26 protein-coding genes are annotated in these 16,777 nt (G+C 35.2%); 1 reads left to right on the forward strand and 25 read right to left on the reverse strand.

Annotation, left to right across the window (positions count from 1 at the left end; translation table 11 throughout):
* Positions 1-17: 17 nt before the first annotated feature.
* The 14 genes from ACFVQB_RS13950 to ACFVQB_RS14015 all read right to left on the reverse strand — a co-directional run bounded on the left by ACFVQB_RS13950 (position 18) and on the right by ACFVQB_RS14015 (position 10,399).
* On the reverse strand, positions 18-179 hold the full coding sequence (locus tag ACFVQB_RS13950; RefSeq protein ID WP_379439869.1) for a hypothetical protein: 162 nt from the start codon (positions 177-179) through the stop codon (positions 18-20).
* On the reverse strand, positions 169-744 hold the full coding sequence (locus ACFVQB_RS13955) for a hypothetical protein (RefSeq protein WP_379439872.1): 576 nt from the start codon (positions 742-744) through the stop codon (positions 169-171). Before ACFVQB_RS13955 ends, ACFVQB_RS13950 begins: the two co-directional genes overlap by 11 nt.
* Before the next feature lie 15 nt (positions 745-759).
* Entirely contained in the window at positions 760-888 is a 129-nt protein-coding gene (locus ACFVQB_RS13960) for a hypothetical protein (RefSeq protein ID WP_379439875.1), read from the reverse strand.
* Entirely contained in the window at positions 889-4,092 is a 3,204-nt protein-coding gene (locus tag ACFVQB_RS13965) for a PHP domain-containing protein (protein ID WP_379441362.1), read from the reverse strand. It lies immediately after the preceding gene.
* A gap of 93 nt (positions 4,093-4,185) precedes the next feature.
* Positions 4,186-5,166 (reverse strand): AAA family ATPase, encoded by a 981-nt coding sequence (locus tag ACFVQB_RS13970; protein WP_379439877.1) that lies wholly within the window; start codon positions 5,164-5,166, stop codon positions 4,186-4,188.
* Between the two features lie 94 nt (positions 5,167-5,260).
* Positions 5,261-5,536 carry a hypothetical protein gene (locus tag ACFVQB_RS13975; protein WP_379439879.1) on the reverse strand — a complete coding sequence of 92 codons (276 nt, stop codon included), beginning with the start codon at positions 5,534-5,536 and terminating at the stop codon, positions 5,261-5,263.
* Positions 5,527-6,471 (reverse strand): ParM/StbA family protein, encoded by a 945-nt coding sequence (locus ACFVQB_RS13980; RefSeq protein ID WP_379439881.1) that lies wholly within the window; start codon positions 6,469-6,471, stop codon positions 5,527-5,529. Before ACFVQB_RS13980 ends, ACFVQB_RS13975 begins: the two co-directional genes overlap by 10 nt.
* A 174-nt stretch (positions 6,472-6,645) precedes the next feature.
* Positions 6,646-7,137, reverse strand: coding sequence for a hypothetical protein (locus ACFVQB_RS13985; RefSeq protein WP_379439883.1), 492 nt, complete (start codon positions 7,135-7,137; stop codon positions 6,646-6,648).
* A 183-nt stretch (positions 7,138-7,320) separates the two neighbouring features.
* Positions 7,321-7,878: a hypothetical protein gene (locus ACFVQB_RS13990; protein ID WP_379439886.1), complete on the reverse strand. Its 558-nt coding sequence runs from the start codon at positions 7,876-7,878 to the stop codon at positions 7,321-7,323.
* A 231-nt stretch (positions 7,879-8,109) separates the two neighbouring features.
* The gene (locus ACFVQB_RS13995; RefSeq protein WP_379439889.1) at positions 8,110-8,361 is read right to left on the reverse strand and encodes a hypothetical protein; all 252 of its coding nucleotides are present in this window, start codon (positions 8,359-8,361) and stop codon (positions 8,110-8,112) included.
* A 42-nt stretch (positions 8,362-8,403) separates the two neighbouring features.
* A complete protein-coding gene (locus tag ACFVQB_RS14000; protein ID WP_379439891.1) occupies positions 8,404-8,892 on the reverse strand; it encodes a hypothetical protein in 489 nt (162 codons plus the stop codon).
* A complete protein-coding gene (locus ACFVQB_RS14005; protein ID WP_379439894.1) occupies positions 8,885-9,133 on the reverse strand; it encodes a hypothetical protein in 249 nt (82 codons plus the stop codon). The genes ACFVQB_RS14000 and ACFVQB_RS14005 overlap by 8 nt, the downstream gene beginning before the upstream one ends.
* A gap of 57 nt (positions 9,134-9,190) precedes the next feature.
* Positions 9,191-9,832, reverse strand: a complete 642-nt coding sequence (locus tag ACFVQB_RS14010) for a sigma-70 family RNA polymerase sigma factor (RefSeq protein ID WP_379439897.1) — start codon at positions 9,830-9,832, stop codon at positions 9,191-9,193.
* A gap of 222 nt (positions 9,833-10,054) precedes the next feature.
* On the reverse strand, positions 10,055-10,399 hold the full coding sequence (locus tag ACFVQB_RS14015; RefSeq protein WP_379439900.1) for a hypothetical protein: 345 nt from the start codon (positions 10,397-10,399) through the stop codon (positions 10,055-10,057).
* A gap of 195 nt (positions 10,400-10,594) precedes the next feature.
* On the opposite strand from ACFVQB_RS14015, the gene ACFVQB_RS14020 reads away from it, so the two are divergent.
* Complete coding sequence (locus ACFVQB_RS14020; RefSeq protein ID WP_379439902.1) at positions 10,595-10,843, forward strand: hypothetical protein; 249 nt, start codon at positions 10,595-10,597, stop codon at positions 10,841-10,843.
* Positions 10,844-10,982: 139 nt separating this feature from the next.
* Here the strand turns inward: ACFVQB_RS14020 and ACFVQB_RS14025 are convergent, their stop codons facing one another.
* The 11 genes from ACFVQB_RS14025 to ACFVQB_RS14075 all read right to left on the reverse strand — a co-directional run bounded on the left by ACFVQB_RS14025 (position 10,983) and on the right by ACFVQB_RS14075 (position 16,762).
* The gene (locus ACFVQB_RS14025; protein ID WP_379439905.1) at positions 10,983-11,339 is read right to left on the reverse strand and encodes a beta barrel domain-containing protein; all 357 of its coding nucleotides are present in this window, start codon (positions 11,337-11,339) and stop codon (positions 10,983-10,985) included.
* Between the two features lie 28 nt (positions 11,340-11,367).
* Positions 11,368-11,592, reverse strand: coding sequence for a hypothetical protein (locus tag ACFVQB_RS14030; RefSeq protein WP_379439907.1), 225 nt, complete (start codon positions 11,590-11,592; stop codon positions 11,368-11,370).
* A gap of 14 nt (positions 11,593-11,606) precedes the next feature.
* A complete protein-coding gene (locus tag ACFVQB_RS14035; protein WP_379439910.1) occupies positions 11,607-11,957 on the reverse strand; it encodes a hypothetical protein in 351 nt (116 codons plus the stop codon).
* Positions 11,958-12,178: 221 nt separating this feature from the next.
* The gene (locus ACFVQB_RS14040; RefSeq protein WP_379439912.1) at positions 12,179-12,487 is read right to left on the reverse strand and encodes a hypothetical protein; all 309 of its coding nucleotides are present in this window, start codon (positions 12,485-12,487) and stop codon (positions 12,179-12,181) included.
* 1 nt (position 12,488) lies between these two features.
* Positions 12,489-12,689 carry a hypothetical protein gene (locus tag ACFVQB_RS14045; protein WP_379439915.1) on the reverse strand — a complete coding sequence of 67 codons (201 nt, stop codon included), beginning with the start codon at positions 12,687-12,689 and terminating at the stop codon, positions 12,489-12,491.
* Between the two features lie 13 nt (positions 12,690-12,702).
* Positions 12,703-13,269, reverse strand: coding sequence for a hypothetical protein (locus ACFVQB_RS14050; RefSeq protein WP_379439917.1), 567 nt, complete (start codon positions 13,267-13,269; stop codon positions 12,703-12,705).
* A gap of 74 nt (positions 13,270-13,343) precedes the next feature.
* On the reverse strand, positions 13,344-13,631 hold the full coding sequence (locus ACFVQB_RS14055) for a hypothetical protein (RefSeq protein ID WP_379439920.1): 288 nt from the start codon (positions 13,629-13,631) through the stop codon (positions 13,344-13,346).
* A 181-nt stretch (positions 13,632-13,812) separates the two neighbouring features.
* On the reverse strand, positions 13,813-14,316 hold the full coding sequence (locus tag ACFVQB_RS14060) for a CPBP family intramembrane glutamic endopeptidase (RefSeq protein ID WP_379439923.1): 504 nt from the start codon (positions 14,314-14,316) through the stop codon (positions 13,813-13,815).
* Between the two features lie 118 nt (positions 14,317-14,434).
* Positions 14,435-15,205, reverse strand: coding sequence for an FAD-dependent thymidylate synthase (gene thyX, locus ACFVQB_RS14065; protein ID WP_379439925.1), 771 nt, complete (start codon positions 15,203-15,205; stop codon positions 14,435-14,437).
* A gap of 59 nt (positions 15,206-15,264) precedes the next feature.
* Positions 15,265-15,708, reverse strand: coding sequence for a dUTP diphosphatase (locus ACFVQB_RS14070; protein WP_379439928.1), 444 nt, complete (start codon positions 15,706-15,708; stop codon positions 15,265-15,267).
* Between the two features lie 22 nt (positions 15,709-15,730).
* Positions 15,731-16,762 (reverse strand): ribonucleotide-diphosphate reductase subunit beta, encoded by a 1,032-nt coding sequence (locus ACFVQB_RS14075; protein WP_379439930.1) that lies wholly within the window; start codon positions 16,760-16,762, stop codon positions 15,731-15,733.
* Positions 16,763-16,777: the final 15 nt, after the last annotated feature.

Genomic DNA, 16,777 nt, shown 5'->3' on the forward strand with positions numbered 1-16,777 from the left:
TATATCACTAATTTTTTTTAAAGACCATCTTCATCTGAGTATTTATTGAGAATATCTTCAATCCAACTCATAAGTCTTCCTTCAATCTCTTCTTTGGATTGGGCATAATCGTTTTTATCTATATAACTGTCTACAACTGTGTATTCAGCCATTCTCTTTTCTCTGAGTTTAATGTTCAATTGTGACTCCTTTCAACTGGGTTCCATATGTATTGATTGCCTCCGTTATAAAATCTTTTAAGTGGTAGTGCCATCGTGTACGTGGCTTAAATCCCTTAATCTCAATCCCAATTTCTTCACAAATCGCATGCGAAATACTACTTTTATTTACTTTGCTTCTATATGTATGTTCCTTGATTTGATTCTGAGCTATGTTTTGATACTTCAAAAATTCTTCTATATGTATAAAGTACACTTTGTTCTCAGGCTCTCGGAAGTTCATAATGAAACCTGATATTACACCTTCATATGTATTTGCCTCTGCTAGTTTATCTATCTGGTGCTGTTTAACTATACTCTCATCAAAGCTAATCGACTTAAGTTTCGTTGATTTAAGTTCTAAAGTGAAAAGATGATTTTCTGCAAACATCATGCAATCATAGTCATTTCTTGTTATCCTAACTCTATTGCGTAAATCTGGGGGTATGAAAGTATCCTTGATTCTGGTGAAAAATATTTTCTCTTTACCTTGCGCAGCAGATTTTTGAAAGTCTTCTTCAAATACTCGCCCTTGATTTGTAGCCAACCAATCATTCCTCTCTTATCTACCTTCTTGTTTATCAGCCAGTAACTGATTTAGCACGGTATCAATTACTTCTTTATATTCTTCATTAGTCAATTTACGTCCAATAATTTGTTCAATCTTTGACTTGCTAAGCTTGTTTTCCATCTATGTATTCTCCTTATTCTTATACTTGTTGTAGCCAGTGATCCAAGTCTCAGACTGATTTGTTTCAACGAAATTACCGTTTCCATCAGGTACAGACTTCATTTTTTTCTTGAACTCAGTAATCTCAATTAAGTCGCCAATATTGATTCTCAAATTGCGATCTTTCACATTGAATGTTTTTTTGCTCATCTTGAAGATTCTGGTTTCACCTTTTTGAACACCATACAAAGTCAATTTGGGTGAATACTTTGTATCAATATCCGTTACTACACACCATCCAGAACTTGTATCAGGATATCTGACATCTGCATAACCCATGTGTTCAATCTGAAACATAACTGTTTCATTTGGAAGAATGGCTGGTACTTCTTGATTCTTTAATTCAATCTCAATTTTCTTTAACTCTATGAGTCGTTGTTTTATTGTTTTTTCTACATATGTTTTTTTATATTTATATTTACCATCTGAGAATTCCTTGAACAAAGCAGCAAGATATCCATTGTTACCAAACATATCGAAGTAATTAAGCATAATGAGTATTTTTAATTGCCTAGCGTTAACTGAAGTTTTTAGATTTATATCAACTAATAAGTCGATAAAGCTTCCATATGTATTTTTACCAATCTCCAAAAGTTCTTCAGCAACTTTTACGTTCATAAACTTTATGCCCGATAAATCAGCATAGATTGAATTTTGCCCCTCATCTGCCACAAAGCTTCGATTATCTGTTCCAAACTTGATACCTCCGTCCTTAATTCCGAATCCTTTTTGCATTTCTTCTTTAAGAAGTCCAACCTTATCTTTATTCTTCTTCTCTGAAAAATGTCTTAACAATGATTCATAGAAATAGATTGGATAGTGGCTTTTTAGATATGCACAATATACAGAATCAAGCGCATAGCTATACGCATGAGAGGCATTAAATCCGTAACCGCTTGAATCCTCAATTATTTTCCATACTTTTTCACTCATATCAAAAGCTTCCTGTTGAGATACAGTTTCTCTTTCAAGTATCTTATTGCTGAACCCTTTCAAGAATCGTACTTTCAATGGTTTAACTACGGCTGGTTTTTTCTTACTAATTGCCTTGATGATCCCGTATGTTTCATCAGAAGGAAATCCTGCATAAGCGAGTGTTGCCATGGTCTGTTCTTGGTACAGTACAAATGAATTCTTCATTTCCTCAGTCTGTATGAGGTCGTCGAAACTGCTAATTCCATAAGCAAAGGGTTTTCTGCTTTCAAATGTATGATACATCGACTTAAAAGATGGTCTAATAGCCGCTATAAATGCTGTTAACTCTGAGATGTTTTTTGGTTTATATTTCATTACCTTTTGAGTCGTAGAATACTTTTCTACCTGATTAATGCCGACAGTTAATCCCTTAGTATAAACATCCCATACTTTATCGTTGTCTTTAATGACATTTAATAGTTCAGTTTCTGTATGTATTGGTAGTCCAATTCTTTTATACGTATCATAGGTTGTTTTAACTACATCAACTTTTAGTAAGTCGTTCTTGAGAAATTTTTTACGCTCTGCGATATCACCATCAATTAGAGCTGCTATAACTTCTTTCTTTGTTGATTCACTTTTAATCCTGATGAGTCCAATTTCCTCTTTGATATTGCCTTGATATATTAAATGTCCACATGGATGTGGTTTCTTATCAGAGATGATGCCAGTATACTTTTCGCTCTCTTTAATGAGATGATGATACTTTTTATCAACATAGTCATATACATCTATCAAGTCTTGCTCGTCATCTTCAGCATATTTTAAATCATTTTCATACTCCTCTAATTGTTTGGATACTTCGTTTGCTATGTCAAAATCAAGATTCTGCGACTTAGCATACAGCTTAAATCCTGATTTTCGTTTGAAAGTTCCATAAGCAATCATAGGATATGAATGCCCTTCACCTAATACTTTATTCTGTGCTGCAATAAACACTTCAGGATTGCCCAAATTTAAATCTAAATCTGGTAGTGATTTTGTTTGCAAGATTCGGCTTTCACTCATAAAACGTTCGGGATAGAGATGTACTGGAGCAGATATTCGATCTACCTTAGAAAATCCCAATAAAGTGTTTGTATAAAACGATACGCCTGATCCACGACCAGTTGGAGTAATGATGCCACCCATGTCTACGGCTTCTTCTACGATTTTATGGTCAATTAAAAAGTAATCCGACATTCCAGTGTTTACAACCACAGATCCTTCTTTTCTAATTTCTTCTATGTATTTAGAATGCTTCTCTTTTGGAATGCTGTCCTTGGCTACTCTCCACTTTTCATTCAATAACTGTTTGTATTTATGGTCACGTTGATCTTGTGTCAGCTCTGGATATAACGTAGGAAGCTTAATGTCATTACTAAATACCTTAATTAGATCAGAATCGTAATCATCAAAATCCATAAAGACCAATGTATTCTTTATTGCTTTATCAATCTGTTCCTCATTAAGGACACCTTGATCCATGAAACGCCTTTTTAGTGTCTCACCGTCAGGATAGTCCATAAACCAACCATCTTCATTTTCGTATACGATCCCTTTTGCCTCTAGAACTGCATCCCTATCTTTTGCTTGTTCTGGATATATGAAGTGACTATCACATCCAGCAATCAATTCAATATTATGCTTTGCCGAAATATCCAATATTCTGTGATGTAATTTTTTTTGTGTCTCAGTATGATGTGTTTGAACTTCTAACATAAAATTCTTCCCGAAGTAAGAGTTTAGATCAAGAACGATTTTCTCTACATCTTCATATTGCCAGAATGCTATACATGCGCTTGTTACAAAAACTTCGTTTGGATCTAATGTAGAAATCAAATCTAAGTCAATGCGAGGTTTATAATAATAGCCTGTCTCATTTGCTTCAGAAAGTATTCGGTTGATATCACGCCGCCCTTTTTCTGATTTGGCAAATAAACACATATGACCATTTGTATTATCTTTTTCAAACCGATCTTTCACCCAATATGCTTCTGTTCCAAAGATAAATTTCAAACCTTCTTTTTTTGCTACATCATAGGTATCAAAATACCTTCCTTGAAATCCATGTTCCATACTAGATAGAATTCTATGGTCAAGCTCCTTTGATCTTCTTACATAATCATCTATCTTAACTGAACAGTCTGGAGTAAATATGTTAGAGTAGTCCCTGTGATTGTGATAATTGCAAAATACACAAATGGTTATCGACCTCCTTAATCTTGATCAAATATTGATTTTACAACAACTTTAGTAATGTGCTTACATAATCATCACCTCCTTTAAGTCTCATTAGAGACTCTACACTGTATATATTCCTTCTACCTTCTTAGTCTCATTTAAATTAGATGTAATATCTCGCGCAGCGATCTCCATCAGACTTTGACGAGATATCTTCTCGCGTCTCCTCATTAGCCTAACGGCTTGATGGCGAATTGCTTTCTCAATGACATTACGCACATACCTAGCATTGCTAAAGTGTATTCTTAGATCCTTTTCCTCTTGTATTATGTTCTTCAGTTTATCTGCTGCATCACCTGTAAAGTTGTAATCTTTTTCTGATGCCATTTTTAGAGCAATCAACATTAATTCATCTGTAGAGTAGTCATCAAAGTTGATCTGAATAGGAAACCTAGAGGGTAATCCTGTATTGATTTGAAGAAAGTCGTCCATCTCTATGGGATATCCAGCTAATATGATGATCAGGTCATCACTTTTGTCCTCCATAACTTTCACAAGTGTGTCTATGGCCTCTTTTCCAAAATCTTTTTCTCCACCACGGGCAAGACTATATGCCTCATCGATGAATAGTATCCCGCCCATAGCCTTCTTAACAAGGTCACGAGTCTTCAAGGCTGTATGACCAATGTACTCCCCAACTAAATCGGCACGTTCAACCTCAATTAAGTGGCCTTTACTGAGTACACCCATTTTGTTAAGCATTTTAGAGATAATTCTTGCCACTGTAGTTTTTCCAGTTCCGGGATTACCCTTAAATATCATGTGATATACTTGCTTACTATTCTTTAAACCCTCATCACTACGATACTTGTTTATTTGGATCAAAGAATAAATTTCGTAAATGAGATCCTTTACCTTATCCAGCCCAATCATTTCGCCCATCTCACTAAAAATGTCTGCTGCGGATTCATTATGATTACTTGTTAATGACTTCTCCTCACTTAGCTCTAATGGTGCTTTTAGTCCATCATCAGCGTTAAAAACAATATTGATCCTTGAATCATTAACAGTAATTCTTCTGACGCTCTCGTCCACAGTCATCACCTCGTTAAGACAGTATATGCGACTGTGTAAGTGCAAAATGCACATCTGATTTTATTGATTATAATCTATGTATAGTAGGCCGAAGCCTACATTAAAATGATTCGAACAGCTCGTCTAACTTTTCTTCGTATAGCTCTGCGTCCTCTGATTGTTCGACTTTGCTCTGAACAATGAATTCAACAGTTTCCTCATTGGCTGGGTGGTTGGAATGAGTGTTGTTTAAATAAGGGGTACTACCAAAGAACAGCAACCTAAGCGCTCTCCTTACGACATCACTCTTATCTTCGTGTGGAGGCAGATTTTTCCAAGCTTCGCGTAGATCTTCATCTTTAATCGGTCTTAATCTTGCTCTTGCCGCTATTTCCATGATTTTCTACCTATCTTCCCGTATCCCCTCACTTGAGCCAATTGATCCATCAAGACTTTATTAGGTAGATCTAAGTAATCAAAGATATATCGTGCAGCTCCACCAGCAATTAAATATATGTCAAATTCCGTGTTCAGACTTTCGATTTCATTCTTAATCTGTAAAGCCAATGACTTGAATGCTCTTCTAATCAAAGGAACAATGTTATGGCCTTGGTATTTACCTGAAATCACATATGGGTCTAATTCATAAATTGCAGGTGTATGTCCAGTTAATTTTTGTATGTAAGTTTGCAACAGTGTGTAGGCTTTCTCGACACCAACCAATACACTTTTCGATTCTTTCATTATTGTTGACTTATCAAATCCCAATAGGTTTAGAGTGTAAAACCCTAAGTCTGCCGTAAGTATCTTTTTCTTTGCTTCTTTTAATCTGACGATCTTTCCATCATCGTCTAGTAAATAGTCCATTGTAATACCCAAACCCTGCGGAACCGTCTTGCACCTTTCAACGATGGGTTGCACAGGATAACTCTTCCCTTTACCCTTGCGAATTTTATATTCCCCTTGATCGGCTAGACCAAGTAGTTTTTCTTCGAATGGAGCTTTTTGTGTGAAGTAAAAGTTAATGGGAAGTCCACTAACCAAATTCACTCTATCTTTCTTTGCCAAGTATCCCAAAGTGGTCTTCATAACAACATCGCTAGTTTCAGCTTCAGCCTTTTTGTTGTTTAGTGAGAAATACTTTATATCACTGAATTCTAGCGCAACATTTCCCACAAATAGTTCATCATTGTAGACGAAATGATCTGATTTAATATTTTGATCAAACATGTCTTTTGCTTCTCCTACTATTGTGGGCTGACGATAAAATTTTCCATCTCTTTCTGCTTTGGTCCACTTAAAACCCAGATCTAAGTTCAGTATATTACTCAAAGTGATACAACCTCCTCTAAAGTCATGTACACAAGTGTTCGCAATTAAGCCATACTGGTATATTTGTGTACGTTTGTAGCCTCTATGAGTATGATTATAACACTAAATACTTAGAATGTACATATTTTTATTCTTGTTTTATCTATATTTAGTTCTCATCAAATTGATGTTTCATCAGGAATTGCCCTTCATAAAAGCCTTATGTTTCAAGGATAATTCAGTTAGCCATTCTTCATTATTGCATCTTTCTGTTCGTGTATCCAAGGCAAGGTCAATCATTGAACTAATCTGATCTTTGGTAAGCTCAACATCGTCAACATCTACAAAGCAATTAAACTTTACAAATTTATGATAGCTGCTCTCATCTTCTATATCGTTTCGTTCATTATCTATGTATAGATTTAACTTCACTTTTGTTTCTGGATGTTCGCACTTAACCATTCTGACTGCTTCTTGGTAGCTAATCTTTCTTAAGCCATCTCCCTCAAACTGAAAACAGATAATGTAATTATTAAAGTGGAGCTTTCTTTCTATATAATCATAATACGCATAGTCCATATCAAAAATGTATTCTAAGTTTAGCTTTCTATCTTTAAATGATGGGTAAAACATTCTTAGCTGCTTCTCAAATATCAAGAATAATTCCTTATCGTTTAATTCAATCATAGTTATTTACCTTCCTGCTTAATATGGATCGTGCTCGCTCTGGTAATATTCTAAGTCGTAATTCGTTTCCCACTCAGATAATTTATCTAAGTATTTTTCGTACTTTTCTTTTTCAATGAGTTCATCTAGAAGTTTTCTTTTAAGCATTATTTTGTAATATTGAACTTTAATAATCTAACACCTCTACTCTCTATTTGAACGTAACTCTAATACTTGCTCTTTTCTAATTTTCAATTCTTCTAAAATTACTTCTTCAGGAATCAAATTGCCAAACCCAACTGTATCCCTTGTGAACTGGCTATCAACACCAACATTGATCTGATTAACATGGTTCGATGGTCTGCTGTGAATATGACCATGAATTGAGTATGCATTTGGAGTCAGCCCAATCTCAATCGGATAATGGAACAGGAATAGATGCTGCTTATCAATTTTTCTAATAATCATATTCTCAACTTCTTCAAAATGATGAGCCATTTTCTTTACAGCATTAGCATTGTCGTGATTGCCTACTGTTAAATGGATTCTACCTTTTAGTCGTGGGATGATTTTCTCCCATTTAGTGATACCGCCAAATACTAAGTCACCTAGATGATAAACTTTGTCGTTGCTGTTCACTGTGTTATTCCATAGCTCAATTAAGAATTCGTCCATCTCTTCAATTGTATTAAATGGTCTGTTCTCATGCGAAATAATGTTCTTGTGTGAGAAATGGCTGTCCGATGTGTACCAAACTGACAATTTACTTATCCTCCTTTACCTTTAAAGGTGTGTAGCAATCTGAACAAATAATCCATGCACTTATGTCTAAGCAATTTGAAAACTGATACCATTTAGTGGACACAAAGTATTCTTTTGTTGAGGTAAATCTCGGTGTGAGTTTACAGTTGCTACAATATAAACTGTCAATATTTATATGTATTCTTGCAGATGGCTTATAGCCGTATATCCCTAAGTGATTACTTACTTCATTCATTTGTTTATCTCGCATACTTTGCATAGATCGTATATGAGATGAGCGGCCCAACATTTACTTCCATCTCTCTCATATCTACCTTCAAAATCTAATTGAGCACTATTAAGCTTTAAATAATCACACCAAGTAGATGATACATTGCCATAACCATAGGCATCATATTTATATCTTTTGTCTTCACGAGAATAAGGACAATACCCTTGGTCATCATAACAGTACATTCCTTTGGGAATTACACTTTCATCCATATATATCAATATTCCTTTCTGAATAAGAATGAAATGCATCTTTTACAGAGACTCATTCACTTGTTTTAGTTGCTCTATTACATCAAACATGTACCAATACAGGTCACTTATTTCCTCAGACTTGTGCCCGTCAAGAAAAATCCAATAACACTCATTCTCATACGCCACATTGACAGCTCTAACACTATAGATTTTATGCCATCCTAGATGCTTTTCCTTTAATCCACAATTTTGTTCTATGTATTGTTTAAATGCTTCATTAAATTGTTCATAACAATCAATAGCTTGAGTCATATCCTCGAATCCCATGTATCCCTCGACTCCGACATGATACTGATCTTTGTCTGAGTACCAAACCTTGTCTTTCCAAACACTAAAGTCGTCACCTTGCCAATCAAAAACCTCTTCTACACACCCTTTACTTGCTGCTTCATCAAACTTGCCTTGCTTATAAGCTTCGTCGTAATAAGCCTTTCGAATTTGCTCCATTTCTTTTGAGTAGAATAGTTCCTTAAGTTGCGAATTATCCATTTACATCTTCCTCTCCGAAATATTCTTCAATCGCCTTCTCAATATAGCTTTTTCCAATATTTAATGCATAATTCCTATTGAATACTGTTTGGTATACTAGAGGACATATTTTCTTTTTGATTTTTACATTGTGGCAATGAAATAATCCCATTCTTTCATTCCATTTTGAATTATTTTTATATATGATTTTATATGTGACATTATCACGTACATGGTACTTAATGATTTTGTTTGCGCTCAAAATACTCCTCTTTTCTATGTAAAATATAAGTTTCATTCAAACTATGTGTTCTATGTATTAGGTGAATACTGGAGCTAATTTCTTCACACTACTTTTAAAATACTGATGTGCGGCTTGTCTAGATACATTCATCTCTCTGCCAATATCAGAAATACTCATACTCTCAAAGAAATACTTACGAGAAACAATCTTCTCTTTTGGAGTAAGTTTACGTTCGATATATCCATTTAGTACATTGTCGAACATGGAGTCTTCAATGGCAATCAAGTCAAGATGACTATCATCTGCCAATATTTCCGACAATAATTTTTCGCTGCCTCCAGAGTTTGTCTTGTAAAGATTGTTATCCATACTAATGCTGCTATATTTGCTACGACACTTCATACCTTTGGCTCTGGCATTTGCTGAGAACTCCCTTACTACCACCTTTGCTAAATAAGTGGAGAATTTAATATTCTTAGTGTGATCATATGTATCATAAGCTTTTATGAGTCCAACCATCCCCATACTAACTAACTCATCTGGTTCTTCAGGTGAGCCGCTAGTTAACGTTTTGTTAGCCAATTTGACTACAAAATGCATGTTGTTTTTGATAATTTTGTCTTTTAATTCTTTGTCTCCTGTCTCTTTTGCTAGTTTAATCATTTCTTCATTATTAAAATTCGGAATACGTTTCTCCAGTTTTATGCTTATTTTCATTGTCTCCACCATTGACTACATGTTGAATGTAGAATCTTTCTTTTGTATTGTTGGATGTGATTTTCCTTTTTTATTTGTAGACTCAATTAGCACTATTTATCTTGATTAAAGTGACTCTTCAAAGTAAAATTAAACCTGCAAGGGTATAATAGATGGTGAATCGTATGAAGAGTCGTTCCTTATTTGGAGCGATTTCTTTTTTTTCTTCTTAAAACAGGTAATTTATCTAAATTCGTCTCCCCAAACCTCTTGTGTTTGTACTCTTAAAGCGTTAATCAATATGCGTTCTTGCTCTTTGTCGAGTTTCATTTTGACTTCTTCTGGATAACCATCTTCAATAAAGTCGAACGACTGCCTATGAAATTCAGCACTCTCAATGTGCCAAAGTTTATCATTTGGAGTTGAACTTGATTTACGGCAACTTCGATATACGCTTAGAAATAAATGTTCACTTAATTTAACTTCTACTCGTCCACAGGCACATCCACCTTCAGCGTCAAAATACAAAGCCCTGTTGTTGATAGAGTTAACAATATTTTCGAAGTATTCATCTTTGATTTTCAGCATTCGCACTCCTTTCTTTCTCTAAAGAGAACAAAACATTTTGATTTGTCAAGAACTTTTACCCCCTGACTAAAAACACTTGACAAGAACTGACGTTCCGATTGCTGTATGTAGAAATTTGTCATAGTATTAATGTACTGGTTCAATAGTCACCCTAGTTAGTCATATAGAATCAAATCCAATACATAGGTGATCAGAATGAGTTTAGATTTCAGTCGATTTTCTTTTGATTTTAAACAAGAGATTGATAAAGAAATGACTCTACTACAAGCTAATTTAGAATATCAACAAAAGTATGATAAGGTACTCTCCCAGAAAAGACTCTCATTTATCGAAAAAAAGAAACGAGCCAACCAATTATTGCTGGTAGAAGTAGGGGAAGTACTAGAAAGGGTCTTAAGAAATTATCACAATGAACTAAAGAGAATAAATACTCCTCGAAATTAAGGTTTTTCGGGTCTGTTACGAGGCCACGTCTGTAGATACGAACATCACTTTCAATAGTCTCATAGGCAGCCTCTAACAGCTCCAATCTTCTTATCATGTTGTTTACCATTTTAAACTCCCTCTCCTTATTTTGATCAAACTAGACTTTCACAGACTTTTGTTGATTAATAAGAGTCTCAATTTCTTTTAATTGTGCTAGACTCAATGAACCAATTTTCTCTTTAATGTTGGCTGTCAGATCTTGATGTTCTTTTGCCCGATTGATCTTGCCCCAGTAATCTTCCGCATTAACATATGCCTTGTAATGACCTAAGACTCCATTATTGTTAGTCAGTGTTCTCTTGTCTAATCTAAGAGGATGCTTGTCTCCTTCTTGAGCAACATATACACTAGATGTGTTAACTTTTTGTACTTTATATTCTTTTAAATTTGCCTCTTTATATAGGAATCCACTGATGTTTACATAAAGCGTCTGACCAACTTCAATGTTTCTCATTATTAAACCTCCTATTATTTTAATCCAATTAAGTTTCTACACAATAGTCTTCATCAATATGTATAACATCGTCCAGAACATGATATTGCAAAGTTTCATAATCAATGGATTCACCATAATTCAATTTCAGATAATCATTGATGATCTCATCATCAGAAGGATTATTAGGTCTGTTGACTGACACATCAATCTTAAACATTAGACCGACTTCCCATTCAGTTTTTGTTTTGAAGCACACAAGATACTGATTCATCTATTACTCCTCCTTTAATTAGACTTTCTTCGGCTTAATCTGATTGCATTATTGCTTGGTTTAACAAATTCTCTCATTCGTACCTTGTTGCCATCCTTGTCGTATTCCCAACCATATTTGCCAGTACCTTCACATTCCGGGCAATCATATGAGTTCCATGGATCATAAGGATATCCATACTCCACACGCCGTTGACCTTCGCATTCATCACAATCTGGAAGGTCGAACAGGAGAAGGTTTGGGTCAATTTCATCCGCATCAGTAACCAACCAGTCACAATAATTTCGGATGTATTTTTTAGTTTTACGTGACACTTTAGCCGATGGTTTTGAAGCATAGTTAAAATGTTTCTTCTTTATTTTCATAGTATCCCTTCAAAAAATAAATCATGGTGTATTTCTCCCCACTTATCAGCACCTCGTAGCAATCTCGCTGAACATCTTACTCTCTTTTTAGTCTTTCGAGAACAACCATGAATAGACTTGTGTTTTCGTAGAAAAATCCAATCCTTACTTTTCATTTGACCCTTACCACCAAACACCGTTCTCATGCTTCCCTCTCCTTATGAAATTAGATTTTCTTTGAGTTATTTAAAATCTGTAGCTTTCCAATGTTCAAAGGCATCTTGCGGATTATGGCCTACAGCAAACCATTCAGGAACAATTTTAAGCGACTTGATCAGTTCGATTACACATTCTTCGCAAAGATCAAATTTCCACTTCTCTCGCTCATAAATGCTCCCTTCTTTGAAGTTCACGTAAAATTCATAAGCGAAATTTTCCCATACGTAATGATCTACTTGTTCATATTTCGTTGTTTTGCCACATTTATTACAAGTTGTTGATTCATGAACATCTTTCTCTTCAGTTGCAGTCTCTGTACGATAGTTCTTCATTTCATATCTCCTTCGATTTCAGACTAATTACTGCTTCCCATTCACCCTTACGTTCTTCATCTGTCATTCCACAACTATCCATAGATGCATAGTGAGCCCCAATCCATTTAATTCTAAGCATGTCTGATGAATATCTCTTACCTTGATTCGATAGAACTGTAAATCCATTTGCATTATATTGAGCTGCTTCAAGAATGTTCATCGGGTCTACCTCCTTAATAACTCGCTGTTGCGATTGCATAGGCAACGCTGCGTTTCAATACTTGCATGTCTTTTATCTCATTCTCTTTAATCAGAATCTCGTTTTGTAACTCAACAATTCTTTTTGCGCATGCCTCTCTTACATTTTCAGAACGTGTTACCAACTGCTTATATCTTAGCGCAGCAATTTCTGCCTCATTTTTTGCCTTAGAGTATTTCATCTGTTTGCGTTTCGAAGATTCTGTTCTATGTATTTTGCGGAATTCTTTTTTGTACAACTCTTCTACCTTACTCCTGAATCCAATTTGCTTGTTGCGTTTAACTGTGTCTACTTCAATTCGGTATATAGTTGTAATTGCTTCCATTTCGTAACTAATGTGTACAGCAATACTATGATTAAAGACATACATATGCGAATCCTTACCATCTTGATCGGGAACAACTCCGATGTATTCAGAATTCTTCAATATTGAGCGTATATAATCTGTAGCCATTTTTTTGTTTTTTCCATAGTCAGGGAATCGCTCCTGTACTCTTTCGAATGCGTGAGTAGACAATTCAATATTTCTTGGATATTCCATGTTATTCATCTCCTTATTGGGTTGTAAATACGTTGTTATATGTATTTATAGTTTTGATAAAAGACGGCTTTTACTTAAACTATTGCTTTTCCAGCTTTCCAATCATAGGCATTTTTAACTGACTTTCTAACATCAACACATTTACTCAAGTCCTTGTACATATCCACTACTACATTTCCCTCAAGAATGAAACAATTGTGATAGTATTGTACATGTCTCTCATTCCCATTTCGCTTAATTGTTTGACCTAGAGTAATGCTTCTCTCAATTTTATATTCCACCTCACTAAATGAGTCGCATTTCATATAACTCAAGGGACAGTGTTCTGCATATTTCTCAATAACCACACTTTTAATTCTCATATGTATTTTACCTCTTATTATTTTATTTTTGATACTTTTCATCTATGTATGTATAACAGTATTCTTGTTCTTCATCATATCTACCTAACTCATAGCACATTTTCTTGTGTGCTTCTCTGATTCCCTCAAACGCCTTACTCCAGAACAGATATTGAATTAATTTGTTGATCATATGTATTTACTATCCTCCCATCGACATCAATAAAATTGTTATGTGGTTATAAATGGAATGACTTACTATTGTTACTAAGATATTTTCACTTTTCTTGTAATGCCACGACCATACAGCTCCCAACCAAATGTACCCTAAAACTAATGAAAGACTAAAGTGTGGAATTGCAAAAACCAATGAACTTGTTAGGGCTGCTATAAAAAATCCATACCTATTATCCAACCATCCAAATATGAATTTTCTGCATATAAGCTCCTCAGTTAAGGGACTAAATAATATACTGTAGACGTAAACAATTGGTAAACCAATGATTGTTTGGGTGGCGGTATCATTTGAACTTGTCAAAGACGTTATAATGTTGAACCCTATAAATGATAATGCTGTAGCATAGAAAACGCGCCTCCAAAAATTCAAAGTGACGATATCTTTTATTTTCTCATGCGTGACCCAATGTCTGTGATTTCTGATAATTACAACTAATAATATTGTTGGCAGCAGTAGCAATACTTTCATTTAAACTAATCATTTCTCCTCTCATATCACATCTCCCTAAATAAGAAAAAGTACAGGTTCTTTTAACCTGTACTCATCATATCACATGTTATTTAGTTTGTACATATAATTATTCTTATTATTCAAAATATTTATTCACCCATGAATCTACTGATAAGATTGATTCCTTAATTCCCTCAGCTAAATCTGCAACTTCCCATTGCGCCCCTTTCCCATGCTTACGCTTCTTGTAAAATTCAAGGAATGTGCGTAGATTGCCCGTCAATACAACATTTGTAGTTGCTGCATTAGGCAACACCATTCTGGCATCCTCTGCTGGAATTCCTGCCTCTCTCAATCGATCATAGGCACATTGAGCATCTAACATTGCTTCCTCATATAAAGCAGTAGCCGGGCAGTTCTCATAATAATCTTGTTCGTTGTTTGATGGATACACTTTTCCGTTTAGACTTGGAGGACTAACAAATTCAAATCCACCAATCTTGTCGTCTGATCCCATTCGTACATAGCGTTGACTTTGAACACTAAAAGAGAGATGACGGTGACGAGTTAGTTGTGCCAGTAGTGCTCTGCTGACCCCCTCTACAGAAAAAGTATAACTGATGTGTTCTAGAGTGGAGGTGTGACCTGAGCCAGTAATGTGTCTAAACAATCTATCGGCTTCTGTTCCACCTTTCCCATCACTAGCTTTACTTTTAAAATACTTTTCTCCTTCGATATCGACAATCTCTGAAGGTTTATTTGGACTGTAGCATGTACGAATAGCAGTCAAGGCAACAACTTGACTATCCTTGATTATATCACTGTCCAGAAGGTCTTTAATGTCGTCTGCAATTGTATCATAGAATTCATGAGAAAGTTGTGTGTGGGCAATGAGTTTAATGTTCATTATTTACCTCCTTATAATATCAAATTAAAAGGCAGTGGATTAACCACCGCCCATATGTATTAATTTACTCCTGTGCTTCCAAATCCACCACGAGAAACATCATCTAAACGATCAACTGTTACAAGCTCTACCTCTGGCATTACCTCTTGAATTCTAAACTGACAGATACGATCATTTTTATAGATACGTGTATCACGTATAGCGTATGCAGGAAAATGCCACTGATCATCATCTCCAGAGTATGAATTGTCAATTACACCGAAATGATTAGTTTGAATAATACCAAAATTTTTAAAAGTACTACTCCTTGGTACTGGATTAGCTTCATATCCATTGGGAAGTTTCATTCCAACGCCGAGTGGGATCATCCTACTTTCTCCTGCTTTTAATTCAACATCTTCGGCTGCTCGTAGGTCGATCCAGTCTCCCTTCGAGATTTTTTCAATTGGTTCAATGTCAGTAAAGTATTTTACCTTAATTTGTAGCGGTTTTTTGTTTGTCATTTTTATGTCCCTATCTCCCTTTTTACAAATCATCAAACCCGTTATCATCGCCAACCTTACCATAGTTACGTGATTTAGCTTCGAAGAAATCTGTTTTAGTAGAATTCAAAGCTTCATCTGAAAATGGCTTAATCCACGGCATGCAATTCACATCTACACCTTCATATAACTTCTCCATGCCCATTAACTTCAGACGTTTATTCGCAGTGTACTTGATATAATCGCTCAACTCATCCAGATCAATACTCTGAACGTCTTTGAGAGTATAAAAACCCCAATTTGTTTCAAGTTTAACTGCTTGTTCAATCGTATTATAGACATATTCCATGTTCTCGGGTGTGTTCAGTTCAGGAAAGTCCACCAGCAATTGTTTATACACTTCAGCGAAGAAGTAGCAATGCTGATTCTCATCTCTTTGTATGTAAGAGACCATCTGACTTGTCGCCATCATTTTCTGATCACGAGCTAAGTTATAGAAGAAAGCAAATGTACTATAGAAGAAGATACCTTCCAGAATCAAATCGGCAACCATTGACTTAAAGAACGTTTGTGGATTAGGGTTGTCACGGAATTCCTGATAAATATCTGAAATGAATTGGTTCCGCTCAAGCAATACGGGATCATGTTTCCAATACTCAAAGATTTCTTTCTGTTCTTGATCAGATACAATTGAAGAAAGCACATATGAATAAGACTGATTATGTACTACTTCTTGCTGCCCAATGATTGCAGATATTGCTTCAAGCGAAGAATCAGTAAAGTAACGTTTTACATCACCAACAAACATTGTTTGCATTGAGTCCAATACTGCAAGTAGTGAAATGTTAATTTTGAATGTGTCCTGTTCAACTTTACTAAGTTGAGTAAATTGGGAAGCGTCTTTAGACATGGGAATCTCGTCTGCGATCCAATGATTGAGTAATAATACTTTGTATAGTTTATACATGTGGGGCATTCGGATATCGTTCCAGTTAAGGATACCCGAATTTTCCCCCTCAATAATACGTGTGGATTTATTTGGTGCTTCTGTGTTGAAGATTTTCTGAATTTTCAAATTTAATTTTCTCCT

This window comes from Paenibacillus sp. NPDC057886 (genome assembly GCF_042796655.1).
Classification (GTDB): domain Bacteria; phylum Bacillota; class Bacilli; order Paenibacillales; family Paenibacillaceae; genus Paenibacillus.